Below are 21,495 nucleotides of genomic sequence, written 5' to 3' on the forward strand. Positions count from 1 at the left end.
GGAGGTCCTCCTGGTCTGAACCACTCAGTGGTGTAGACCAGTCTTAACACGCACTTGACGCGCAGAGGAACGTTTGGCTCCGTGTGGTCTAGACCACATGTCGGAGTGTGGTGCCTCCGCTACGCCTTGAGGTTGTCCCGTGCCATCTCCTCCGCGACCTCCTCCGGCTCCCGCCCCGGCGTCGCCAGGTCGAACCGCGTGATCACCAGCCGGAAGAGCACGTAGTAGACCGCCGCGAACACCAGCCCGATCGGGATGATCAGCCACGGCCTGGTCGCCAGCGACCAGTTCACGACGTAGTCGATGAGGCCGGCCGAGAAACTGAAACCGTCGTGCACCCCCAGTGCCCAGGTGACCGCCATCGAGACGCCCGTCAGCACCGCGTGGATCGCGTACAGCGCCGGCGCGATGAAGAGAAAGGAGTACTCCACGGGCTCCGTGATCCCCGTGACCAGCGAGGTCAGCCCCACCGACAGCATCAGGCCGCCGACCTCCTTGCGGCGCTCCGGGCGGGCGCAGTGCGTGATGGCCAGCGCCGCGGCGGGCAGCGCGAACATCATGATCGGGAAGAAGCCCGACATGAACTGCCCCGCCGTCGGGTCGCCCGCCAGGAACCGGTTGATGTCCCCGTGCGCCACCTGGCCGTCCGGCTTGGTGAAGTCGCCGAACTGGAACCACACGAAGACGTTCAGGAATGTGTGCAGGCCCACCGTGAGCAGGGCCCGGTTCGCGACGCCGAAGATGCCCGCGCCCCACGACCCCAGATCGCTCAGCCACTGGCTGAAGCTCGTCAGGCCGTCACCGACCGGCGGCCACACCCACAGCGACAGTGCCGCGAAGCCGATGGCCACGAAGGACATGATGATGGGGACCAGCCGCCGCCCGTTGAAGAAGCCCAGCCAGTCCACCAGCCGCGTGCGGTGGTAGCGCTGCCAGAAGAAAGCGGTCAGCAGCCCGATCACGATCCCGCCGAACACCCCCGGATTCTGGTACGCGGCGGGGGCCGCCGCCGAGGGCGTGCCCGGTGGGATGCAGGCGCCGCTGATCATGCTGGCCTGCACGAAGACCGTTCCGCGCGGGCAGTCCTGCGGGAACTGGTGCAGCACCCCGTAATAGACGAGAAAGCCCACGACAGCCGCCAGCGCCGTCGAACCGTCCGCCTTCTTCGCCATGCCGATCGCGACACCGACCGCGAACAGCAGCGGCAGCCCCAGCGAGCCGTCCAGCAGCGCGCCGCCCGCGCCGTTGAACACCCTCGCCACGTTGTCCCAGCCCAGACCCTCGGCGCCGAACACATCGGGCTGCCCCAGCCGGTTCAGGATGCCGGCCGCCGGCAGTGCCGCGATGGGCAGCTGCAGGCTGCGCCCCATCTTCTGCAGCCCCTGGAAGAGCGTGCCCGTCCACCTGCGGCCGGGGCGCGGACCTGCGGCGGCGTCCGAGCTCATGGGCACTACCTCCTGGCGGGTAATGTGGTGTAGACCAGTTGAGGCGCGGCTGTGTCTGTGATGCATCCCCGCAAATGCGGTCCACACCTGCACTACCGTGTGAAATCGGACCGAACGGCCGAGACAACCAGGAGCTACAGATGGCCAGCAAGGCAGAGAAGATCGTCGCCGGGCTCGGCGGACTCGACAACATCGAGGAGATCGAGGGCTGCATCACCCGCCTCCGCACTGAGGTCGCCGACCCCTCCCTCGTCGACGACGCCGCGCTCAAGGCCGCCGGCGCCCACGGCGTCGTCAAGATGGGCAACGCCATCCAGGTCGTCATCGGCACCGACGCCGACCCCCTCGCCGCCGAGATCGAGGACATGCTCTGACCCCGGCCGCCGGCCACTGATCACCCGCAAGGGGCCCGTTCCGCAACCGGCGCGGGCCCGCGGTTCACTTGCGGCTAGGCTCGTCGCCATGTCTCGTATCGACGGCCGCACACCCGACCAGCTCCGCCCTGTCACCATCCAGCGTGGCTGGACCAAGCACGCCGAAGGATCGGTACTCGTCTCCTTCGGCGACACCAAGGTCCTCTGCACCGCCTCCGTCACCGAAGGCGTGCCCCGCTGGCGCAAGGGCAGCGGCGAAGGCTGGGTGACCGCCGAGTACTCCATGCTTCCGCGCTCCACCAACACCCGCGGCGACCGCGAATCCGTACGCGGCAAGATCGGCGGACGCACCCACGAGATCTCCCGCCTCATCGGCCGCTCCCTGCGCGCCGTCATCGACCACAAGGCGTTCGGCGAGAACACCGTCGTCCTCGACTGCGACGTCCTCCAGGCCGACGGAGGCACCCGCACCGCCGCCATCACCGGCGCCTACGTCGCCCTCGCCGACGCCGTCACCTGGATGCACGGCCGCAAACTCCTCCGTGCCAAGGCCCAGCCGCTGAAGGGCACCGTCAGCGCCGTCAGCGTCGGCATCATCGACGGCGTCCCCATGCTCGACCTCTGCTACGAGGAAGACGTCCGCGCCGAGACCGACATGAACGTCGTCTGCACCGGCGACGGCCGCTTCGTCGAGGTCCAGGGCACCGCCGAAGGCCAGCCCTTCGACCGCAAGGAGCTGGGCTCCCTGCTCGACCTGGCCGTCGGAGGCTGCGTCGAACTCGACGCACTGCAGCGCGCGGCACTCGAAGAGCTCGAACAGATCACCAAGAGCTGACCAAGAAACGGTCGGGCGAACGCAACCCAGCGACGGGCCGGTGCGTGTCTACTGACATGCACTCACGCACCCGCCGCCGCCTCGCCGCACTCGTCGTCGCCACCGCACTCGGCGCCGCCGCCCTCACCGGCTGCGGCGCCGCCGACGCCGTCAACGCCGTCGACAAAGCCCTCGACTGCGCCACCGTCGCCGCCCAGGTCGCCGGTGACGTCCAGAACCTCCAGAACGCGGTGAGCAACGCGGGCAACAACCCGCAAGGTGCCGCCGACGCGCTCGACCAGATCGCCGACCACCTCGCCACCCTCGGCAGCAAGACCGACAACGCCGACGTCACCAAGGCCGTCGACGACCTCCGACAAGCCGTCGAGACGGCCCGCGCCGCAGCCGAAGCCGGCCAGGCCCCCGACATCGCCCCCGTCGCCGACGCCGCCGCCGGGCTCTCCAAGGTCTGTGCTCCCGGCTGACCGGGATAATCGGACCATGCCGCACACCCGTCTGGTCCTCGCCACCCGCAACGCCCACAAGGTCGCCGAACTCCACGCCATCCTGGCCGACGCCGGACTCGGCGTGGAACTCGTCGGCGCCGACGCCTACCCCGAGATCCCCGACGTCAAGGAAACCGGCGTCACCTTCGCCGAGAACGCCCTCCTCAAGGCCCACGCCCTCGCCCAGGCCACCGGACTGCCCGCCGTGGCCGACGACTCCGGCCTCTGCGTCGACGTCCTCGGGGGCGCCCCCGGCATCTTCTCCGCCCGCTGGGCCGGCAAGCACGGCGACGACCGCGCCAACCTCGGCCTTCTCCTCGCCCAGCTCTCCGACATCGACACCCCCCACCGCGCCGCCCACTTCATGTGCGCCGCCGCCCTCGCCCTCCCCGACGGCACCGAACACGTCGTCGAGGGCCGACTCCTGGGCACGCTGCGCTTCGGCCCCGAGGGCGCGGGCGGCTTCGGCTACGACCCGATCCTCCAGCCGCTGGGCGAGTCCCGTACCTGCGCGGAGATGACGCCGGAGGAGAAGAACGCCATCAGCCACCGCGGCCAGGCCTTCCGGGCCCTGGTGCCGGTGGTGCGGGAACTGGTGGGGTGAGACGACGAGGGCGCGGCACCTACAGGTGCCGCGCCCTCAGCGGTGGGCCCGGTGGGACTCGAACCCACGACACACCGGGTCTAAGCCGGAGTCCTCTGGCCAGCTGGGATACGGGCCCGCTGGGCCAACTCTACTGGCTCGGCCCGCTCACCTGCCCGGTCATGAGGCGCCGGGCCGCCCTCGCCGGGCAAAAGTGGCGGTCTGGCTGTGGCAGGAGGGGCACAGATACCGGAGATTGCCGATCCGGTTGTCGAGCCGGTCCCCGTTGATGTGATCGATCTCCAACGCGATGGGCAGGCTCTGCCACACGGGCCCCGTGCCGCAGGCGCCGCACACGTAGGTCAGGCCCGTTTCCTGCAACGCCCGGTGGAGCAAGCGGCGGCTGGTGCGCGGGCTGTCCGATGGGAGCAGCCGCAAGATGTCCGCGGCGGGCTTGCGCCTCTGTGACGGGACACCGCGAGCATGCGCCTGCCCCGTGAAGTGCGCGTTGGACAGGCCCTGTTCAGCGATGGCCTGTTTGATCCTCCTCCTGGATGTCCCGTTGTCCGGCAGACCGAGGCTCCGGACCACGCCCGCGAGGCTTGTCGACCCGGCGACCGCCGCGCGAATGTCGTCAACACCGAGGGTGCGGGGCCTGACGGCTGGCCCCTGCGCGAAATGGGAGGTGTCGACGCCGAAATAAGCCGGCCTGCGGGCGATGTGCCGGTAAGCGCTGTCGTACGGGGCCACGTCCAGGTGTTCGAGGATCTCCCGGATGGAACCGCAGCGTGACGCGGCCTCCTCAAGGATCTTCTTCGTGTACCTGCGAGGTTGCTTACGTGGCAGTGACTCATCGATGAAATGCCCTGTGTCGATGCCGTAGTGCTTCGGGCGCTCCCTCAAATACCGCAGGGGGCCGCTGCCGAGCGGTTGCCCGAGTCGCCGGAGCATGTCCACCGGACCGCGGGACTCTGCTGCGCAGGACGTGAGGGAGGCCCGGGCATAGCCCGGGCTGTCGTAGAGGCGCGACATCTACGAGACCGCCCCCCGGCGCTTGCGGCCGCGATATGTGTCGGTGGTCGCATGGCAGTTGGGGCAGAGCAGTCGCAGGTTCTCCTGCCGGTTGTCCCACCAGTCCCCGTTGACGTGGTCGACTTCGAGGCGCAGCGGCTTGCCGTTCCACTGCGGCCCGGTGCCGCACATCGCACAGTTGTCCTCGACACCGCTGCCGAGCAGGTGCCTGCGCAGCCGGGCGCTGGGCATCCGTCCGTCCTCGGGTGCTCCGCGGGTCAGTCGGTCGCGCAAGGGGATTCCGGCGCGGCGCGGCGGCCACCGGGGTTCAGGATGAAGTGCGAGGTGTCGATGCCCAGGCGCGCGATGCGGCGGCCGATGTGCGCCTGATTACCGCCGACCGGGCTGATGCCGAGTCGTCGTACCACGTCCGCGATGCTGGTCGACTCCTGGACGACGGCCCGCAGCCGCCGCTCGGTGTGGCGAACCCCTTCCGGCTCGAAGTGTGTGCAGTCGATCTCCCAGGCGGCGAGCAACTTGCGCAGGTAGGCGCGGCTGCCGTTCGTGGGTGTCCCGCCGAGTGCGGTGATCACCTCTGAGAACGACCGGCAATCGGCAACCGCCCGCTCGACGAGCTCCCGTGTGTACCTGATGGGCATATGTCCCCCCATCCGATCTGGTGTTGCACTTTCGCACGGAATAACGACCCGTTCGTACGACGGTTACGCCGTCCGGGAATACGCCAAGGGCGCCCGGCACACGTTGTGCGGGGCGCCCTTCGGGGAGGGCCGGGAGACCTAGGCGTCCTTGAGGACCTGGCGCTGGTGGCCGAGGCCGTCGATCTCGAGCTCGACGACGTCGCCGGCCCGCAGGTACGGCTTGGGCTCGGGTTGGCCGAGGGCGACGCCGGCCGGGGTGCCGGTGTTGATGACGTCGCCGGGGTAGAGGGTCATGAACTGGCTGAGGTAGCGGACGACTTCGGCGACCGGGAAGATCTGGTCCGCCGTGCTGCCGTCCTGCTTGAGGTCGCCGTTGACCCACAGCCGCAGGCCGAGGGCCTGGGGGTCGGGGACGTCGTCGGCGGTGACGAGCCAGGGGCCGAGGGGGTTGAAGGTCTCGCAGTTCTTGCCCTTGTCCCACTGGCCGCCGCGTTCGATCTGGAAGGCGCGTTCGGAGACGTCGTGGGCGACGGTGTAGCCGGCGACGGCGGCGAGGGCTTCCTCGGGGGAGGCGGCGTAGCGCAGTTCGCGGCCGATGACGACGGCGAGTTCGACCTCCCAGTCGGTCTTGAGGCTGCCGCGGGGGACGAGGACGGTGTCGTCGGGGCCGACGACGGTGTCGGGGGCCTTCATGAAGAGGATCGGCTCGGTGGGGATGGCGGCGCCGGTCTCGGTGGCGTGGTCGTGGTAGTTCAGGCCGATGCAGACGATCTTGCCGATGCCGGCGAGCGGGGGGCCGGTGCGCAGGTCGTCGGCGTCGAGGGCGGGCAGGCTGCCGGTCTCGGCGGCCTCGCGGATGCGGTCGAGGGCGGCGGGGTCGGCGAGGAGGGTGCCGTCGATGTCGGGGGTGAGGGCGGACAGGTCGCGCAGGACGCCGTCCTGGTCGAGAAGGGCCGGGCGTTCGGCTCCGGCGGGGCCGACTCGCAGCAGCTTCACGAGACTCTCCGGTGGGTCGAGGGATTACGGCGGGTTCATTTCCGATGGGGACGGTCATCGGAGGTCTTGGGTGATCCTCCAGCGGAGGGGGTGTCGCCCGCAACCCCCTTCCCATGGTGTGGACGGCGCAGCCAGGCGCGCTCGGCGGCGGTCCAGGTGGTGGACGTGGCGAGGTAGAGCCCGGCGGCCGGCGGCATGACCGCGGCGCTGATCAGGGTGGCGAAGGAGAGCAGCGGCAGGTGCCGGGCGAGGCCGGTGGCCTCGGGGGCGGCTTTGCGGGCGCGGCGGTAGGAGAGGAGGGCCACGGCGGCGACGACCGCGAGGACGGTGGCGTGCACGGGTGTGTCCCAGTGTTCGCCGAGGCGGGTGCCGGAGGAGGCGTGGTAGAGGACGGCGAAGGCCGGCAGTTGGAGCAGGGTGGGCAGGATGCCGGCGAGCGGCGAGGTGCCTTCGGCGGTGTGGAGGGCGGTGAGGGCGCGCTGGAGTTCGCGGGGGTCGCGCCCGTGGGTGCGGCGCAGTTCGGTGACGCGGGGTGCGAGGGCGGCGCGGGCGCGTTCGCCGCGTGCGGCGGCGCGGGCGAGGGGGTGGAGGGCGAGTCGTACGAGGACGGTGAAGGCGATGACGGCGGCTGCCGGGGCGGCGGCGTGGCCGGTGAGGGGGGCCAGGAGGCCGGTCAGGGAGTGCAGGAGGTGCGGGAGGACGGACATGGTGGCGGGAACCCTCCGCGGGTCTCGTCGTGCCGGACACGGTGGTGGTCGGCGTGACGGGCGGCGTGCGGGCTGCGCGGGTGGCAGGTGCGCTACGCGGCCGTCGGGACGGGACGGCCGGGGGCCCGGGGGCGTGGGCGGCCGGAGGCGTCGGGGTCGCGCTGGGGGAGGAAGGCGGTGCGGCGTTCGCGGTCGCGCAGGGCGGTGCGGACGCGTCCGCGGGGGACGGGCGGGGAGCCGGCGGCGGTGTGGAGGGCGCGGCCGAGCAGGATCGCGGCCGCGGTGGCGGTGGCGGCCGCGGCGAGTGCGCCGGTGAGTCCGGTGTGGGTGAGGAGCAGCCCGGCGAGGAGGGCGAGGGCCGTGAGGCCGATGACGGTGCGCGCCCGCAGTGCCGCGTCCTCGGTGCGGGTCATTGGGTCCTCCTCTCCGTCCGCCGGGTGGGCTGGGTCTTGTGGGGTGATGACGTTCGTGGGGCCGGCGGGGTTCCGCGGTGGCGCGCCGGGTTTCCGGCGGCCGTGCGGGGATTCCTCCGATGTCTGGCGGGGTGCGGTCGTCCGGGCGGGTGGCTGCCGCCGGTGGACCTACCCCGCGAGGACCCGCGACACCGTGTAGATGGCCAGGCCCGCGAGGGCGCCGACGACCGTTCCGTTGATCCGGATGAACTGCAGGTCCCGGCCGACGTTCGCCTCGATCTTGCGCGTGGTCTGCTCGGGGTCCCAGCCGGCGATGGTGTCGGTGATCAGGGCGGTGATCTCGTCGCGGTAGGTGGTGACGACGTAGGTGGCGGCGTCCTCCAGCCAGCCGTCGATCTTGGCGGTGAGCCGCGGGTCCTCGGTCATGCGCGCGCCCAGCGACAGCAGTGAGGCGCGGGCGCGCAGCCGCAGTTCGCTGCGTTCGTCCTCGGCCGCGGCGACGATCATGCTGCGGACCGAGCTCCACGCGGACTCGATGAGGTCCTGGACTTCGTGACGTTCGATGAGGTCCTTCTTCAGCCGCTCCACGCGCCTGCGGGTGTCGGGGTCGGACTGGAGCTCAGTGGCGAAGTCGGCGAGGAAGGTGTCGAGGGCGCCGCGTGCCGGGTGTTCGGGCATGTCGCGCATCTCGGCGGTGAAGCGCACCAGTTCCTTGTAGATCCGCTCGCCGACCTTGCGGTCGACGAAGCGCGGGGTCCAGCCGGGCGCGCCGCCCTGGACGGCGTTCATCACCGAGTCGCCGTGCTCGTTCAGCCAGTCGTGGGCCCGTACGCAGACCAGGTCGACCATCCGCCGGTGGCCGCCGTCGGCGACGATCCGTTCCAGCATCTTCCCTATGCCGGGGGCGATCTCCTGTGCGTCGGCCCGGCGGGTGATGGCTTCGCCGACCACGGCCTGGACGTCGGAGTCGCGCAGCACCGTCAGGGCGCCGCGCAGGGCCGCCGCGCCTTGTTCGGTGACGCGGTCGGCGTGTTCGGGGTCCTCGAGCCAGGTGCCGAGGCGGTGGGCGATGCCGACTTTGCGCAGCCGGGTGCGTACGACGGTCTCGGACAGGAAGTTCTCGCCGACGAAGTCGCCGAGGGTGCGGCCGAGGGCGTCCTTCTTGGTGGGGATGATGGCGGTGTGCGGGATGGGCAGGCCGAGTGGCCTGCGGAAGAGCGCGGTCACGGCGAACCAGTCGGCGAGGGCGCCGACCATGCCGGCTTCGGCGGCGGCGGCGACGTAGCCGCTCCATGTGCCGGCGCCGGCCGACTCCGCCCATTTGGCGAGGCCGTACACCACGGTGGCGGCCAGCAGCAGGCCGGTGGCGATCACCTTCATGCGGCGGACGCCGCGCCGCCTGTCCTCGTCGGCGGGGCTGTAGGAGAACGCCGGAGTCGCGTTCTCACCCGTTGCGGTCACCGGAGTCCTCTCCATCCGTCGCACCCGTCTCCCTTCCGCGTATTGCGCACGCCACACTCACCAGTTGGAACGAACAACGGGTTCCCGGCGTCCGAGAGAGCAGACGGCCGGGTCCGGCGCTCTCCATGGGATCATGAGTGGGGTCGGATCGCGCCGGTTTCCGACGCCCCCCTGCCCAGGAGTTGAGCACCGCGTGACCAGAACGACCGGTTATGCCCTGCTCGCCGGACTCACCGCCCTGGTGGCGGTCGTCTCTGCGGCGATCTTCGTCATGGTCGGCCGTGCGGATGTCTCGGCCCGTACGGGGCGTCCGGCCCTGGCGCCCGGCACCGCCGCGCCGGCTGTCGCGGGTTCCTGGGTCGGCACGTGGTCCACCTCTCCTGCCGGGGGTGAGCCCGGTACCCGGAGCGGGTACCCCGGATGGTCGATCCGCAACGTGGTGCACACCAGTGTCGGAGGCACCTCCGTGCGGGTGCACCTGTCCAATGTCTTCGGCACCGCGCCGCTGGTGATCGCGCGCGCCAGCGTCGCCCGCGCCGCGGGGGGCGGCGGCGCGGCGGCCGTCGAGGACACCATGCGCACGCTGAGCTTCGCCGAGCGGGAGTCGGTGACGATCCCGGCGGGCGGGGGCGTCGTCAGCGACCCGGTGCAACTGACCGTGCCGCAGCGGGCCGATCTGCTGGTCACCACGTTCACGGCGCTGCCTTCAGGGCCGGTGACCTACCATCCGCAGGCCCGGCAGATCTCGTTCATGGCGCGGGGCGAGCGCACCGCGCAGGTCTCGGGGGTGTCGTACCGGACGCGGAGTCCGTACTGGCGGTATGTCAGCGGCGTGGATGTCTTCAGCGCGCGGGCGGCGGGCGCGGTGGTGTTCCTCGGCGACTCCATCACCGACGGTCTCACCTCCACCTTCGGTGCCAACCGCCGCTGGCCGGACTACCTGTCGGACCGTCTGTCGGCCTCCGCGGACCGGCGGCTGCGTCTGGGGGTGCTCAACCAGGGCATCAGCGGCAACCGGGTGCTTCGCGACGGCGTCGCGGGGGACAATCCGAGCGCGCTGCGCCGGCTGGACCGCGATGCGCTGTCCCAGACGGGGGTCCGCACGATGATCGTGGAGCTGGGTATCAACGACATCATCCGGCCGCCGCAGGAGGCCGACGCGGACGCCGTGGTGGCCGGGCTGCGACAGATCGTGGCACGCGGCCACGCCCGCGGGATACGGGTGATCGGCGGGACGCTGCTGCCTTTCGAGGGCCACCGCCGGTTCGGCCCGGCGACCGAGGCGGTGCGGCAGCGGGTCAACGCGGCGATCCGGTCGGGCACGGTGTACGACGCGGTGATCGACTTCGACAAGGCGCTGCGTGACCCGTACCGTCCGACGAGGATGCGGGCCGGTTTCGACTCCGGCGACCATCTGCACCCCGGCGACGCGGGCTTCCGCCGGATGGCCGAGGCCGTCCGGCCTGCGCTGCTCAGGGGTTCCGCCGCCGCGAAGGTGTGACGGGACCCGGGGCGAGGACTGCACGGACTTCACGAGGAATTCAAAGGGCGGCGATGACGGATCACGCGGGCGGCCTGCCCGGTTACGCCGGGCACTTCACCGAGCCCGAGGGCTATCTGGACTTCGCCCGGTACGGGCCGCCCTCGCGTGACGTGCTGGAGGCGACGGCGGCCGCGCTGGCCGACTCCGCCGGGGCCGACCACACCACCGTCAACGAGCTCATGCGCGCCGAGCCGCGGGCGCGCGCCGCGGCGGGCCGGCTGGCGGGCACGGACACCGCGCACGTGGCGCTGCTGCCCAATGCCTCCACCGGGCTGTTCCACGCGGCGTTCGGCCTGGCCGGGGGCTCGGTCCTGGTGCCTGCCGCGGACTTCCCGGCCAACCACTACCCGTGGCGGCGCAGCGCGGCCCTGGGCCGTGCGGTGCCGCGCTGGCTCGACTCGGCGCCCACTCCTGAGGCGGTGCGGGCCGCCCTGACCGACGAGGTGGTCGCGGTCTCGGTCAGTGCCGTGGACTTCCGCACCGGCTACCGCGCCGATCTGGCCGCACTGCGCGAGGTCATCGGAGACCGGCTGCTGATCGTCGACGCCATGCAGGCCTTCGGTGTCGCCGAGCTGCCCTGGCAGGCCGCGGACGTCGTGGTCGCCGGCGGTCAGAAGTGGCTGCGGGCCAGCTGGGCTACGGGCTTCGCCGCGGTGTCGGACCGGGCCCTGGAGCGGCTGGAGCCGACGCTTGCGGGCTGGACGGGGGTGACGGACGTCGGTGTCTTCGACGACACCGAGCATCCGCCGGCGCCCGACGCGCTGCGCTGGAGCATCACCAATCTGAGCCCGGTGACGGCCGCGGCTTTCGCGGTGGCGCTGGAACTGGTGGAGTCGTCGGGGGTCGCCGCGATCGAGGCCCATGTGGCGCGGCGGGTGGACGAGCTGATCGAGGTGGTGCGCACGGCGGGCGGTGAGGTGCTGTCCGCGGTCGGGCGGGAGGAGCGGGCGGGCATCGTGTCGTTCTCGGTGCCCGGCACCGATCCCGCGCGGATCGCCGAGGAGCTGTACGAGCACGGGGTCACGCCCTCGGTGCGGACGGATTCGGTGCGGCTGTCGGCGCACGCGTCCACGACGTCGGGTGCGGTCGAGCGGGTGCGGGCGGCGCTGGGTTCGCTGCGCTGAGCCGCCGGGTGCCCGCCGGCGGTGTCACACGGGCGCGCCGCCGGTGGCGTACATGCGGGCGATGACGTCCTCGATGACGGGTTCGCGTACCGACAGGTCGACGACGCCGTGCCGGGCGGCGAGCTCCGCGACCAGGGGCGCCGCGCTCGCGGAGGCGGGGAAGGCGATCCACTGGCGGGGGCCGTCGACGCGTGCGCAGCGGGCGCCGGGCAGTTGCACGGGCGGCAGTTCGCGTTCGAAGTCGACGACGAGGGTGCGTTCGCTCTCGCCGATGGCGTGCAGTCCGGCGAGGCCGCCGTCGTACATCAGGCGCCCGTGGTCGATGACCATGACGCGGCGGCACAACTGCTCGATGTCGGTGAGGTCGTGGGTGGTGAGCAGGACGGTGGTGCCCTGCTCGGTGTTGACGCCGCGGAGGAACGCGCGGACCTTGGCCTTGCTGACCACGTCGAGGCCGATGGTGGGCTCGTCGAGGTAGAGCACTTCGGGGTCGTGCAGCAGGGCGGCCGCGATGTCGCCGCGCATGCGCTGGCCGAGGGAGAGCTGGCGGACCGGCACGTCCAGCAGCGGCGCGAGGTCGAGCAGTTCGACGCAGCGGTCGAGGTTGCGGCGGTAGCGCGGCGTCTCGATGCGGTACATGCGGCGTACCAGTTCGTAGGAGTCGCGAAGGGGCAGGTCCCACCACAAGGTGGTGCGCTGGCCGAAGACGACGCCGATACGCCGGGCCAGGCGGGCGCGTTCGCGGGAGGGGTCGATGCCCGCGACGCGCAGCCGGCCGGCGCTGGGGGTGAGGATGCCGGTGAGCATCTTGATGGTGGTGGACTTCCCGGCGCCGTTGGGGCCGATGTAGCCGATCATCTCTCCGGCGGGGACGCTGAAGGTGAGGCCGTCGACCGCGCGTACCTGGTGTCGTTCGCGGCGCATCAGCCCGGTCTTGCGGCGGACGTCGAAGACCTTCTCGACGTGGTCGAGTTCGATGACGGGGGTGGTCATGGCGGTATCAGCTCCCGGTGCTCCGGTACGAACGCAGGGCGGTCCGCCACAGTGCGCCGGCGAGCGCGCAGCTCGCGGCGGCGACGAGCGGCGGGGCGAAGTCGGCCCAGCCGGGCAGGCCGAGGGGGTCCTGCCGGCCGAGGATGCGCAGGGCGGGCAGCCAGTTGACGAAGGCGAGCGGTACGACGAAGGTGACGCCGCGTACGAGGTCCTTGGCGAAGATCGAGGGCGGGTACTGGAGCACGGTGTTGCCGCCGTAGGTGAAGGCGTTCTGGACCTCGGAGGCGTCGCCGGCCCAGAACTGGAAGGCGGCGCCCGCGATGAAGATCGCCGCGAAGATACCGGCGCCGCTGAGCACGCTCAGGGGCAGCAGAGCGATCGTCAGCGGGGTCCATGCGACGTCGAGCCGGGCCAGTGCCCAGCCGAGCACGAGCAGCCCCTGGGCGACGCGGCCGACGCGGCGCAGCGCGAACTGGTCGGCGGCGACCTGTGCCAGGACGGGCAGGGGCCGCACCAGCAGGGTGTCCAGTGTGCCGTCGCGGATGCGGCGGCCGAGCCGTTCCATGCTGCCGAGGGCCAGGTCGGCCAGGCCCATGGAGGTGCCGGCGGTGCCGTAGAGCAGGGCCACTTCGGGGAGGCTGAAGCCGCCGAGGCGGTCGATCCGCGAGAACATCAGCAGGATGACGGCGAAGTCCAGGGCGGTCGCCGCGAAGTTGCCGAGCGCCGTCATCACGAAGGACGCCCGGTAGGCCATGGTCGACCGGATCCACATCCCCACGACGAGTCCGTAGCCGCGCAGTGCCTCAGCCACCCTGGATCACCACCTTGCGGGTCGCCGCGGACTGCAGGAGCCGGCCGGCGCCGAGCAGTGCCACCGCCCAGCCTGCCTGGAAGGCCAGGCCGCCGGCGAGTCCCGCGCCGGTGCTGCGGCCGAGCAGGATGTCGGCGGGGACCTGGAGCAGCGAGGAGAAGGGCAGGGCGCGGGCGATCGCGCCGAGGCCCGGGGGGAAGGCGTTGAGCGGCAGCAGCGAGCCGGAGAAGAACATCGTGGCCAGTGCGGCGACGGTGACGACGCCGCTGCCGTCCAGCAGCCAGAAGGCGCTGAGGACCACCAGGTAGCGCAGGGCGAAGCTGACGATCGCTCCGAGGAGCACCGACAGCAGGAAGAACGCCCAGGTGGCGGGCGAGGCGGGCAGGGCGAGGTGGAAGGCCAGGGCGCCGCAGGCCATGGGCGCCACGCCGCGGGCGAGGAGTTGGTAGGCGGCCCGGCCGAGGTCGGCGGCGAGCCACCAGGTCTGCAGGTCGGCGGGGCGGTACAGGTCGACGGCGACGTCGCCGGTGCGGATGCGTTCGATGAGCTCGTCCTGGAAGCCGCCGCCCAGCAGTGCGCATGCGGCGATCAGTGCCTGGCCGATCCAGACGTACGTCAACGCCATGGAGCGGTCGTACCCCCCGAGGTGGGGACGTTCGTCCCAGAGGGCGATGTAGGTGTAGGCGATGACGAAGCCGAAGACCGTGTTGGTGAAGACCCCGGCCACGGTCGCCGTCCGGTAGGTCGCGTGCCGGCGGAAGCCGCTTGCCGCGACGGCGGCGTACAGGCGCATCCTGGTGTCGGCCCCTCCTGTCGTGCCGCTCTCCCGTTCCCGGGCCGTGCCGAACGGAGCGGGCGCAAGCGCTCGACGCTACCGGCCGCCGTAACGCGCTGCCACGGGTTTTTCACTCCGTGGTGTGGTCCCGGCGTGCTCCAGGGCTGTCACAGCCCTGTCACGGACGCGTGCCATTGGGCCGTTTTGTCCTGAAGGTGCGCGAGTGTCCGCCGGGTCGTACGGCACGATTGACCCAAGATGTTCCGCCGCGGCACAACCCTCGGCGGCCGCGGAGGAGTCAGTACAGACATGAGCAGCAGCAACGCTTCCCCCGGCGGCGGGGGAACCGCGCCGTCCGGATCGAAGCCGAAGCGCACCGGAGTCCGCAGACTGATCCCGGGCTGGAAGACGGTGATGGGTACCTTCCTGCTGGTCGTGCTGGCCTGCGCCGGTGCCTTCATCATCGGGTACCAGCTGGTGGAGATCCCCAAGGCCAACGCCGGCGCGGTCGCGCAGAGCAACGTCTACCTGTACTCCGACGGCAGCCAGCTGGCGCGCGACGGCCAGGTCAACCGGGAGAACGTCGACCTGGGCCAGATCGCCAAGACCGCCCAGTACGCCACGCTGGCCGCCGAGGACCGCAACTTCTACAACGAGTCCGCGGTCAGCCCCAAGGCGATGATCCGCGCGGCCTGGAACACGGTCACCGGCAAGGGCAAGCAGTCCGGCTCGACCATCACCCAGCAGTACGTGAAGAACTACTACCTGAACCAGGATCAGACGGCGATCCGCAAGGCCAAGGAGTTCTTCATCGCGATCAAGCTCGACCGCGAGAAGAGCAAGAGCGAGATCCTCCAGGGCTACCTCAACACCAGCTACTACGGCCGCAACGCCTATGGCATCCAGGCCGCCGCCCAGGCCTACTTCGGCAAGGACGCCGATCAACTCGACACCGCCCAGGGCGCCTACCTCGCCACGCTGCTCAACGCCCCCAGCGAGTACGACGTGATCGCCCACCCGGAGAACAGGACGCAGGCGCAGGACCGCTGGAACTACGTGCTGGACGGCATGGTCAAGGAGGGCTGGCTGAGCGGGACCGAGCGCGCTTCGCTGACGTTCCCGACGCCGTTGAAGGCCAAGCCCGCCACCAGCCTGTCCGGTCAGCGCGGCTACCTGGTCGAAGCGGTCAAGAACTACCTGGCCGCCGAGCACGTCCTCGACGAGGAGACGCTGCGCTCCGGCGGCTACCGCATCACCACGAGCATCGACCGCAAGAAGGAGGACGCCTTCGTCAAGGCGGCCGAGGACCAGCTCCTGGACCATCTGGACCCCAAGGCCCACAAGACGGACCAATACGTGCGGGCGGGCGGCGCCTCCATCGACCCGGCGACCGGGAAGGTCGTCGCCATGTACGGCGGCATCGACTACACCAAGCAGTTCGTCAACAACGCGACGCGCCGCGACTACCAGGTCGGCTCCACCTTCAAGCCGTTCATCTTCGCCTCGGCCGTCCAGAACGACTCCACCACGCAGAGCGGCCGGCGCATCACGCCGTACACGATCTACGACGGCACCAACAAGCGCGAGGTGGTGGGCCGCAGCGGTTCCACCGGCTACGCCCCGGCCAACGAGGACGACGTCTCCTACGGGCCGATCACGGTCACCCGCGCCATGGACAAGTCCGTCAACGCCGTCTACGCCCAGATGGCGCAGGACGTCGGCACGGACCACGTGAACAGCACGGTGCGCGCGCTCGGTGTCCCCGAGCAGGTCAAGCTGGTCAGCACCCCGGCGATGGCGCTCGGCACCATGGAGGCCAGCCCGCTGGACATGGCCCAGGCCTACGCGACCCTCGCCAACCACGGCCGGTACATCCCGTACACGATGGTGGTGAAGGTCACCAAGAACGGCGAGGACCTGAAGCTGCCCGAGCGGGCGCCCAGGCAGGCGATCTCCCGGGAGGCGGCCGACACCACGACCTCGATCCTGCGCTCGGTGGTGCAGGGCGGTACCGCCACCGCCGCCCAGGCGTCCGGCCGCCCGGCCGCCGGCAAGACCGGCACGGCGGAGGAGGACAAGGCCGCCTGGTTCGCCGGGTACACCCGGAACCTGGCCACCGTGGTCGCCGTGATGGGACAGGACTCGCAGACCGGCGCCCAGAAGCGGCTGTACGGCGCCGCCGGCCTGGAACGGGTCAACGGCGGCGGCTTCCCGACGCAGATCTGGGCGCAGTACACCGCGGGCGCCCTGAAGGGCACCCCGGTGCGGGGCTTCGACCTGCGGCTGGAGCCCGGTGCCTCGGCCCCGCCGGCCACCTCGGCGCCGCCCGCCAGCTCCGCGCCGCCGAGCTCGTCGGCCCCTCCGGCGTCCTCCCCGCCACCCGTCACCAGCAGCGAGCCCCCGGCCTCGTCGGAGCCCCCGCAGTCCCCGTCCGAGCCACCGGCCAGCAGTTCCCCGCCGCCGAGCGAGGGCGGCCCCGGAGGCGCCGAGTTGCCGATCGGCGGCCCGGTCGGAGGAGACGACGGCGGAGGGGGCGGCGGGTTCCAGTAGCCGCTGGACGGGCAGCGGGGCGGCCTCAGTGACCCGAGGTCGCCTTCAGCCCGACGACGGCCACCAGCAGCAGGCAGATGAAGAAGATCCGGGCGGCGGTCGCCGGCTCACCGAGGACCACGATGCCGAGCACCGCCGCCCCGGCCGCGCCGATCCCGACCCACACCCCGTAGGCGGTCCCGATCGGCAGCGTCCTCGCCGCGTAGGACAGCAGGAGCATGCTGGCGACGATGCCGAGCCCGGTGCCCAGGCTCGGCCACAGCCGGGTGAAGCCGTCGGTGTACTTCATACCGACCGACCAGCCGACCTCCAGCAGGCCGGCCACACACAACAGGACCCACGCCACGACGGCACCTCCATGATCATCGAAGACTCAGGCGGTGCGTCGTCTTTGCGTGGGTCCTGGTACGGCGCGTCTCGTCAGGGGATGAGAGCGACGATAGCAAATCAGAGGTAGAGACCGGTGGAATCCTTCGAGCCCTGAAGCCGCTCGGCGGCCACCGCGTGCAGGTCCCGCTCCCGCATCAGCACATAGGCCGTGCCCCGCACCTCGACCTCGGCCCGGTCGTCCGGGTCGAAGAGCACCCGGTCCCCGACCTCCACGGTGCGCACGCTCTGGCCGACCGCGACCACCTCGGCCCAGGCCAGCCGCTTCCCGACGGCCGCCGTGGCGGGGATCAGGATGCCGCCGCCGGAGCGGCGCTCGCCCTCGGGCGTGTCGGAACGGACCAGCACACGGTCGTGCAGCATGCGGATCGGAAGCTTGTCATGCGATTGCGAACTCACAGGTACGACGTTACCGGCGTCGTCTGCGCATCGAGAGCCCGGCCACCACGGTGACCAGCGCCACCGCCGCCACCGCGACCGGGACGATCCGCTCCACGCGCGGCGCGCCCTCCTCCGTGACGAAGTGCCCGCGGATCTCCGTCACACCCCGGTTGACCGCCACGTACGCCCGCCCGGCGGTGCGGTCCACGGCCGATGCGACCTTCGCCTTCGTGTCGGCGGCGATCGTCGCCGGATGCACGCGCACGGCGATCTCGTCCAGGGTGGCGGCCAGCTCCCGCCGCTTCAGGGCGATGTCCGCCTCGATCTGAGCAGGGCTCCTGCCATCCGACACCGTGCAGCCTCCATCGTTGTATCGACCGGTACCGTGCAGACAGTCTGTCAGTCCGCCCGTGCCGGCGCCCGTCGGCACCCCGAACCGGAGAACTGCACCCATGAGCGAGCGCCTCCAGCCCGGCGACACCGCACCCGCCTTCACCCTGTCCGACGCCGACGGCAACGAGGTCTCCCTCGCCGACCACGCCGGCCGCAAGGTCATCGTCTACTTCTACCCCGCCGCGCTCACCCCGGGATGCACCAAGCAGGCCTGTGACTTCACCGACAACCTCGACGTGCTCGCGGGCGCCGGCTACGACGTCATCGGCGTCTCGCCCGACAAGCCCGAGAAGCTCGCGAAGTTCCGCGAGAAGGAGTCGCTGAAGGTCACGTTGGTGGCCGACCCCGACAAGTCGGTGCTGACCGCGTACGGCGCCTTCGGCGAGAAGAAGCTGTACGGCAAGGTGGTGACCGGGGTGATCCGCTCCACGGTCGTCGTCGACGAGCACGGCAAGGTCGAGCACGCCTGGTACAACGTCAAGGCCACCGGGCACGTGGCCAAGCTCATCCGCGACCTCGGGGTCTGAGGCCCCGTCGGCCGGTGCGGTGCCACCGGCTCAGGCCCGGGTGTGCGAGCCGGTCAGCGCCGCGTAGACCACGACGTTGGCCGAGTAGCTCTGGGTGGCGTGGTCGAAGGTGCCGCCGCAGGTGATCAGCCGCAGCTCGGGGCGGACGCCCGAGCCGTACACCCGGTCCGGGCGGAAGCCCTCCTTCGGGACGATCTCCACGCCCTCGACGGTGAACTCCGCGACCGAGCCGTCCGAGCGGTTGACCTCCACGAGGGTGCCGGGTGTGACGGTGCTGAGGTTGTAGAACACCGCGGCCCGGGTGCGGGTGTCCACATGGCCGACGATCAGCGCCGCGCCCGCGTCGCCGGGCGCCGGGCCCGCGCCGAACCAGCCCGCCACCCCGGGCGAGCTGAACGGCGGCGGGTCCACGGCCCCGTCGGCGGTGAGCCCGCGTGCGACGAGCGGGGCGTCGATGCCGGCCGAGGGGATCTCGATGCTGAGCGGCCGGGCGTGGCCCAGCGGGGTGTGCGCGGCGTAGACCGGGGTGGGGCGCCCGTCCGCCCCGGGCGCGGACGTGGCGGTGACCCCCGGGGCGCCCATGGCGTCCCCGGGGGCCGGGTGGACGTAGCCCTTCAGCCACGCCGCGAAGAGCACGACCGCGGCCGTGGCGGCCGCGACGGTCCGTCCCTGCACCGCGCTCAGTCCCGGGTACGGCGCCGGTGCATGACCAGGCCCGCCGCCCCCGCCACGGCCAGCACGCCCGCGGCCACGGTGCCGGGCACCCCGGCCGGCTGTGCGGGGGAGGCCGCGTGCCGTGCCACGCCCGCGGCCATGGCGCCGCCGCCCGCGGGCACCGGCGCGGACGGGAACGCGCCGTCCCCGGTCCCGTCGCCGACCTCGACCTCGCCGTCGTGCGACTGGCCGTTGCACTCGATGGAGACCTTGTACGAGCCGGACGCGAGCCCGGAGCGCACCACGGCGGAGGCGTACATGCCGCCGTCCGACGCGGGGGCGAGCCGCACGGGGGCGACGAAGGCCGAGGAGTTCACGGTGCCCGACTGGGCCCGGTCGCAGTCCTGGGTGCGTACGTCGACGTCGCCGCCCGGGCCGACCGAACCCGGGTTGACGGTCACGCCGCCACCGCCACCGCCACCGCCACCGGCACCGCCCCCGCGACCGCCGCCACCTCCACCGCCGCCGCCACCTCCACCGTCGCGGCCCTCGCCGCCGTTGTCGCGCCCGCCGTCCCCGTTGTCGCGTCCGCCGTTGTCCTGGCCGCCGTCCCCGTTGTCGCGTCCGCCGTTGTCGCGCCCGCCGTCCCCGTTGTCGCGTCCGCCGTTGTCCTGGCCGCCGTCCCCGTTGTCGCGTCCGCCGTTGTCGCGGCCGCCGTCCCCGTTGTCCCGGCCGTTGTTGTCGCGCCCGTTGTTGTCCCGGCCGCTGTCGCCGCGGTCCCCGTTGTCGCGGCCGCCGTTGTCCCGGCCGCCGTCCTGCTTGCCGAGGTCCTGACGGTTGCCGCCCTGGTCTCCGCCGCCACCGCCACCGCCGACCGCCCGCTCCCACAGCCGGCTGGTGGCGTCCCCGTTCCCGGCGGGGCCGTCGTCGGCGACGGCGACGGGACCGCAGATGGCGATCACCGTCACCGCCGCGGCGGCGCACAGGGGGATGCGGGCGGCGTCCATGACAGAGCCCATGATGAAAACCTCCACTCACCCGGGCTCACGTTGTCGGAATCGGTCGGCCCCGGTACTCAGAAGGTCTCTTTCCTGACGGGCCACCGCATGCGGGACTGCTCCGGTTGGGTCAGACGAGGTCCACCAGATCGGCGATGGACTCCACCACCCGTGAGGGCCGGTAGGGGAAGCGGTCGATGTCGGCCGGCCGCGTCAGTCCGGTGAGGACCAGGAACGTCTCCATACCCGCCTCGAGGCCGGCCAGCACGTCGGTGTCCATCCGGTCGCCGATCATCGCACTGGTCTCGGAGTGCGCCTCGATGGCGTTGAGCCCGGCGCGCATCATCAGCGGATTGGGCTTGCCGACGAAGTAGGGGTCCTTGCCGGTGGCCTTGGTGATCAGCGCCGCGACCGAGCCGGTGGCCGGGAGCGCGCCCTCGGCCGAGGGACCGGTCTCGTCCGGGTTGGTGGCGATGAACCGGGAGCCGTCGTTGATCAGCCGGATGGCCTTGGTCAGCGCCTCGAAGCTGTAGGTGCGGGTCTCGCCCAGCACCACGTAGTCGGGCTCGACATCGGTCAGCACGTAGCCGATGTCGTGCAGCGCGGTGGTCAGGCCCGCCTCGCCGATGACGTAGGCGGTGCCGCCGGGCCGCTGCTCGTCCAGGAAGCGGGCGGTGGCCAGCGCGGAGGTCCAGATGTTCTCCACCGGCACGTGCAGGCCCATGCGGGTCAGCCGGGCGTGCAGGTCGCGCGGGGTGTACATGGAGTTGTTGGTGAGTACCAGGAACGGCTTCCCGGACTCCTTGAGCCGCTTGAGGAACGCGTCGGCGCCGGGGATCGGGGTGCCCTCGTGGATCAGGACTCCGTCCATGTCGGTGAGCCAGGACTCGATCGGCTTGCGTTCTGCCATGGGGCGGACTCCTGCGGTGTGCCGGGGTGCTGAGGTGAGGGGGCGCCGCCACGTCGTCGTGCCGGCGCCCCCAGCCTAGTCAGGCGGTGGTGACCTTGACCCCGTCGATGACCCGGTACCAGTTGTCGGCCCCGGTGCAGCGGAAGCGGAAGCCCACGCTGGAGGCGCCGGCCGGGACGGCGGCCGTCACCGACTGGGGCTGCGGGACCACGTCGGAGGTGTAGCTCTTGACGGCGGTGGGGGTGCCGCCGTTGAAGGAGGCCAGGATCTGCGCGGTCCGGGCGTCCTCCTGGCGGTAGAAGGTGGTGAAGGGCAGCGTGACGCCGCTCCTGCCGGTCACCGCGTACGCGGGGGTGCTGTGCGGGGTGCCGGGTGGCGCCGGGCGCGCGGCGGGGTGTGCCCGCCGCGGGCGGTCGGCTGCCGGTGGACCTTGATGCCGGTCTGCTTCTCGAAGTCCTTGAAGATCTGGTCGTACCAGCC

General features: G+C 71.7%; 26 protein-coding genes and 1 tRNA gene. 8 read left to right on the forward strand and 19 right to left on the reverse strand.

Going from position 1 to position 21,495, the window contains the following annotated elements; all coding sequences use genetic code 11:
• Nucleotides 1–119: 119 nt before the first annotated feature.
• Complete coding sequence (locus tag RV983_RS22875; protein WP_475987611.1) at nt 120–1,445, reverse strand: PTS transporter subunit EIIC; 1,326 nt, start codon at nt 1,443–1,445, stop codon at nt 120–122.
• 140 nt (nt 1,446–1,585) lie between these two features.
• Here RV983_RS22875 and RV983_RS22880 point away from each other — a divergent pair, with 140 nt between their 5' ends.
• The 4 genes from RV983_RS22880 (at nt 1,586) to rdgB (ending at nt 3,743) form a co-directional block, all read left to right on the forward strand.
• A complete protein-coding gene (locus RV983_RS22880) occupies nt 1,586–1,819 on the forward strand; it encodes a PTS sugar transporter subunit IIB (RefSeq protein WP_475987612.1) in 234 nt (77 codons plus the stop codon).
• 88 nt (nt 1,820–1,907) lie between these two features.
• Nucleotides 1,908–2,654 carry a ribonuclease PH gene (gene rph, locus RV983_RS22885; RefSeq protein ID WP_475987613.1) on the forward strand — a complete coding sequence of 249 codons (747 nt, stop codon included), beginning with the start codon at nt 1,908–1,910 and terminating at the stop codon, nt 2,652–2,654.
• A 56-nt stretch (nt 2,655–2,710) separates the two neighbouring features.
• Nucleotides 2,711–3,118 carry a hypothetical protein gene (locus RV983_RS22890; protein WP_475987614.1) on the forward strand — a complete coding sequence of 136 codons (408 nt, stop codon included), beginning with the start codon at nt 2,711–2,713 and terminating at the stop codon, nt 3,116–3,118.
• 16 nt (nt 3,119–3,134) lie between these two features.
• On the forward strand, nt 3,135–3,743 hold the full coding sequence (rdgB, locus tag RV983_RS22895; protein WP_475987615.1) for an RdgB/HAM1 family non-canonical purine NTP pyrophosphatase: 609 nt from the start codon (nt 3,135–3,137) through the stop codon (nt 3,741–3,743).
• A gap of 43 nt (nt 3,744–3,786) precedes the next feature.
• Here rdgB and RV983_RS22900 read toward each other — a convergent pair.
• The 8 genes from RV983_RS22900 to RV983_RS22935 form a co-directional block, all read right to left on the reverse strand.
• Nucleotides 3,787–3,861, reverse strand: a tRNA-Leu gene (locus RV983_RS22900).
• Nucleotides 3,862–3,902: 41 nt separating this feature from the next.
• The gene (locus tag RV983_RS22905) at nt 3,903–4,754 is read right to left on the reverse strand and encodes an HNH endonuclease signature motif containing protein (RefSeq protein ID WP_475987616.1); all 852 of its coding nucleotides are present in this window, start codon (nt 4,752–4,754) and stop codon (nt 3,903–3,905) included.
• Nucleotides 4,755–4,985 (reverse strand): HNH endonuclease, encoded by a 231-nt coding sequence (locus tag RV983_RS22910; RefSeq protein WP_475987617.1) that lies wholly within the window; start codon nt 4,983–4,985, stop codon nt 4,755–4,757.
• Nucleotides 4,986–5,011: 26 nt separating this feature from the next.
• Nucleotides 5,012–5,392 carry a hypothetical protein gene (locus tag RV983_RS22915; RefSeq protein WP_475987618.1) on the reverse strand — a complete coding sequence of 127 codons (381 nt, stop codon included), beginning with the start codon at nt 5,390–5,392 and terminating at the stop codon, nt 5,012–5,014.
• 138 nt (nt 5,393–5,530) lie between these two features.
• Nucleotides 5,531–6,388 (reverse strand): fumarylacetoacetate hydrolase family protein, encoded by an 858-nt coding sequence (locus tag RV983_RS22920; RefSeq protein WP_475987619.1) that lies wholly within the window; start codon nt 6,386–6,388, stop codon nt 5,531–5,533.
• Between the two features lie 35 nt (nt 6,389–6,423).
• Entirely contained in the window at nt 6,424–7,095 is a 672-nt protein-coding gene (locus tag RV983_RS22925; RefSeq protein ID WP_475987620.1) for a YidC/Oxa1 family membrane protein insertase, read from the reverse strand.
• Between the two features lie 92 nt (nt 7,096–7,187).
• The gene (locus RV983_RS22930; protein WP_475987621.1) at nt 7,188–7,508 is read right to left on the reverse strand and encodes a DUF6412 domain-containing protein; all 321 of its coding nucleotides are present in this window, start codon (nt 7,506–7,508) and stop codon (nt 7,188–7,190) included.
• A 168-nt stretch (nt 7,509–7,676) separates the two neighbouring features.
• Nucleotides 7,677–8,984, reverse strand: coding sequence for a DUF445 domain-containing protein (locus RV983_RS22935; protein ID WP_475987622.1), 1,308 nt, complete (start codon nt 8,982–8,984; stop codon nt 7,677–7,679).
• Nucleotides 8,985–9,162: 178 nt separating this feature from the next.
• On the opposite strand from RV983_RS22935, the gene RV983_RS22940 reads away from it, so the two are divergent.
• Nucleotides 9,163–10,470 (forward strand): SGNH/GDSL hydrolase family protein, encoded by a 1,308-nt coding sequence (locus RV983_RS22940; RefSeq protein ID WP_475987623.1) that lies wholly within the window; start codon nt 9,163–9,165, stop codon nt 10,468–10,470.
• Nucleotides 10,471–10,523: 53 nt separating this feature from the next.
• Nucleotides 10,524–11,636 carry an aminotransferase class V-fold PLP-dependent enzyme gene (locus RV983_RS22945; RefSeq protein ID WP_475987624.1) on the forward strand — a complete coding sequence of 371 codons (1,113 nt, stop codon included), beginning with the start codon at nt 10,524–10,526 and terminating at the stop codon, nt 11,634–11,636.
• Nucleotides 11,637–11,660: 24 nt separating this feature from the next.
• Here RV983_RS22945 and RV983_RS22950 read toward each other — a convergent pair whose 3' ends face one another.
• The 3 genes from RV983_RS22950 to RV983_RS22960 are packed head-to-tail and all read right to left on the reverse strand — an operon-like array spanning nt 11,661 to nt 14,233.
• Nucleotides 11,661–12,629 carry an ABC transporter ATP-binding protein gene (locus RV983_RS22950; RefSeq protein WP_475987625.1) on the reverse strand — a complete coding sequence of 323 codons (969 nt, stop codon included), beginning with the start codon at nt 12,627–12,629 and terminating at the stop codon, nt 11,661–11,663.
• Nucleotides 12,630–12,636: 7 nt separating this feature from the next.
• Nucleotides 12,637–13,440 (reverse strand): ABC transporter permease, encoded by an 804-nt coding sequence (locus RV983_RS22955; protein WP_475987626.1) that lies wholly within the window; start codon nt 13,438–13,440, stop codon nt 12,637–12,639.
• Nucleotides 13,433–14,233: an ABC transporter permease gene (locus tag RV983_RS22960; protein WP_475987627.1), complete on the reverse strand. Its 801-nt coding sequence runs from the start codon at nt 14,231–14,233 to the stop codon at nt 13,433–13,435. The genes RV983_RS22955 and RV983_RS22960 overlap by 8 nt, the downstream gene beginning before the upstream one ends.
• A 291-nt stretch (nt 14,234–14,524) precedes the next feature.
• On the opposite strand from RV983_RS22960, the gene RV983_RS22965 reads away from it, so the two are divergent.
• Nucleotides 14,525–16,765 (forward strand): transglycosylase domain-containing protein, encoded by a 2,241-nt coding sequence (locus RV983_RS22965; RefSeq protein WP_475987628.1) that lies wholly within the window; start codon nt 14,525–14,527, stop codon nt 16,763–16,765.
• 25 nt (nt 16,766–16,790) lie between these two features.
• On the opposite strand, the gene RV983_RS22970 is transcribed toward RV983_RS22965, so the two are convergent.
• From RV983_RS22970 to RV983_RS22980, 3 genes are all read right to left on the reverse strand, one after another.
• Nucleotides 16,791–17,111, reverse strand: coding sequence for a DMT family transporter (locus tag RV983_RS22970; protein ID WP_475987629.1), 321 nt, complete (start codon nt 17,109–17,111; stop codon nt 16,791–16,793).
• 101 nt (nt 17,112–17,212) lie between these two features.
• Nucleotides 17,213–17,551, reverse strand: coding sequence for a GroES family chaperonin (locus tag RV983_RS22975; RefSeq protein ID WP_475987630.1), 339 nt, complete (start codon nt 17,549–17,551; stop codon nt 17,213–17,215).
• A 10-nt stretch (nt 17,552–17,561) separates the two neighbouring features.
• Nucleotides 17,562–17,885, reverse strand: coding sequence for a DUF3618 domain-containing protein (locus RV983_RS22980; protein ID WP_475987631.1), 324 nt, complete (start codon nt 17,883–17,885; stop codon nt 17,562–17,564).
• A 100-nt stretch (nt 17,886–17,985) separates the two neighbouring features.
• On the opposite strand from RV983_RS22980, the gene bcp reads away from it, so the two are divergent.
• Entirely contained in the window at nt 17,986–18,453 is a 468-nt protein-coding gene (gene bcp / locus RV983_RS22985) for a thioredoxin-dependent thiol peroxidase (protein WP_475987632.1), read from the forward strand.
• 30 nt (nt 18,454–18,483) lie between these two features.
• On the opposite strand, the gene RV983_RS22990 is transcribed toward bcp, so the two are convergent.
• From RV983_RS22990 to RV983_RS23005, 4 genes are all read right to left on the reverse strand, one after another.
• Nucleotides 18,484–19,128 (reverse strand): class F sortase, encoded by a 645-nt coding sequence (locus tag RV983_RS22990; protein ID WP_475987633.1) that lies wholly within the window; start codon nt 19,126–19,128, stop codon nt 18,484–18,486.
• Between the two features lie 5 nt (nt 19,129–19,133).
• Nucleotides 19,134–20,126, reverse strand: coding sequence for a hypothetical protein (locus RV983_RS22995; RefSeq protein WP_475987634.1), 993 nt, complete (start codon nt 20,124–20,126; stop codon nt 19,134–19,136).
• Between the two features lie 109 nt (nt 20,127–20,235).
• Nucleotides 20,236–21,015, reverse strand: a complete 780-nt coding sequence (locus RV983_RS23000; RefSeq protein ID WP_475987635.1) for an HAD-IIA family hydrolase — start codon at nt 21,013–21,015, stop codon at nt 20,236–20,238.
• Nucleotides 21,016–21,094: 79 nt separating this feature from the next.
• Nucleotides 21,095–21,355: a hypothetical protein gene (locus tag RV983_RS23005; protein WP_475987636.1), complete on the reverse strand. Its 261-nt coding sequence runs from the start codon at nt 21,353–21,355 to the stop codon at nt 21,095–21,097.
• Between the last annotated feature and the right edge of the window lie 140 nt (nt 21,356–21,495).

It is taken from the genome of Streptomyces sp. RLA123 (assembly GCF_056270165.1).

Coding starts and splice junctions, on each gene's coding strand:
- RV983_RS22950 (WP_475987625.1), bottom strand. CDS start 12,629: ATGACCACCCCCGTCATCGAACTCGACCACGTCGAGAAGGTCTTCGAC.
- RV983_RS23000 (WP_475987635.1), bottom strand. CDS start 21,015: ATGGCAGAACGCAAGCCGATCGAGTCCTGGCTCACCGACATGGACGGA.
- rph (WP_475987613.1), top strand. CDS start 1,908: ATGTCTCGTATCGACGGCCGCACACCCGACCAGCTCCGCCCTGTCACC.
- RV983_RS22875 (WP_475987611.1), bottom strand. CDS start 1,445: ATGAGCTCGGACGCCGCCGCAGGTCCGCGCCCCGGCCGCAGGTGGACG.
- RV983_RS22930 (WP_475987621.1), bottom strand. CDS start 7,508: ATGACCCGCACCGAGGACGCGGCACTGCGGGCGCGCACCGTCATCGGC.
- RV983_RS22995 (WP_475987634.1), bottom strand. CDS start 20,126: ATGGGCTCTGTCATGGACGCCGCCCGCATCCCCCTGTGCGCCGCCGCG.
- rdgB (WP_475987615.1), top strand. CDS start 3,135: ATGCCGCACACCCGTCTGGTCCTCGCCACCCGCAACGCCCACAAGGTC.
- RV983_RS22890 (WP_475987614.1), top strand. CDS start 2,711: ATGCACTCACGCACCCGCCGCCGCCTCGCCGCACTCGTCGTCGCCACC.
- bcp (WP_475987632.1), top strand. CDS start 17,986: ATGAGCGAGCGCCTCCAGCCCGGCGACACCGCACCCGCCTTCACCCTG.
- RV983_RS22905 (WP_475987616.1), bottom strand. CDS start 4,754: ATGTCGCGCCTCTACGACAGCCCGGGCTATGCCCGGGCCTCCCTCACG.
- RV983_RS22910 (WP_475987617.1), bottom strand. CDS start 4,985: ATGCCCAGCGCCCGGCTGCGCAGGCACCTGCTCGGCAGCGGTGTCGAG.
- RV983_RS22925 (WP_475987620.1), bottom strand. CDS start 7,095: ATGTCCGTCCTCCCGCACCTCCTGCACTCCCTGACCGGCCTCCTGGCC.
- RV983_RS22935 (WP_475987622.1), bottom strand. CDS start 8,984: ATGGAGAGGACTCCGGTGACCGCAACGGGTGAGAACGCGACTCCGGCG.
- RV983_RS22965 (WP_475987628.1), top strand. CDS start 14,525: ATGAGCAGCAGCAACGCTTCCCCCGGCGGCGGGGGAACCGCGCCGTCC.
- RV983_RS22880 (WP_475987612.1), top strand. CDS start 1,586: ATGGCCAGCAAGGCAGAGAAGATCGTCGCCGGGCTCGGCGGACTCGAC.
- RV983_RS22960 (WP_475987627.1), bottom strand. CDS start 14,233: ATGCGCCTGTACGCCGCCGTCGCGGCAAGCGGCTTCCGCCGGCACGCG.
- RV983_RS22945 (WP_475987624.1), top strand. CDS start 10,524: ATGACGGATCACGCGGGCGGCCTGCCCGGTTACGCCGGGCACTTCACC.
- RV983_RS22915 (WP_475987618.1), bottom strand. CDS start 5,392: ATGCCCATCAGGTACACACGGGAGCTCGTCGAGCGGGCGGTTGCCGAT.